The following is a 233-nucleotide window of genomic DNA, read 5'->3' as shown; positions in this document are numbered from 1 at the left end:
CTGGAACCCCAGACGGAGTACCGTGTGGATGTGGTCTTTGACAACCAGCCCGTGGGTGCCTGTATGCTGCGCACTGGTGCCGAAAAACAGCGTATCAACGTGACTGAAGCGCCCTACTGGGCCAAGGGGGACGGCAAGACCAAAAATACCGCGGCCCTGCAGCGTGCCATCGATGCCTGCGGCCCCGGCGATGCCGTCTACCTGCCTGCGGGCGTCTACCTGACGGGGGCGCT

1 protein-coding gene is annotated in these 233 nt (G+C 63.9%); it reads left to right on the top strand.

Annotation, left to right across the window (positions count from 1 at the left end; genetic code table 11):
* Positions 1-233, top strand: a 233-nt coding sequence (locus H6B10_RS16535; protein ID WP_275951109.1) for a glycosyl hydrolase family 28-related protein, incomplete at both ends; no start/stop codon positions are given.

It is taken from the genome of Gemmiger formicilis, from assembly GCF_016901605.1.
In the GTDB taxonomy this organism is placed as follows: domain Bacteria; phylum Bacillota; class Clostridia; order Oscillospirales; family Ruminococcaceae; genus Gemmiger; species Gemmiger formicilis_B.
This window is presented reverse-complemented; position numbering and strand designations above follow the sequence as displayed.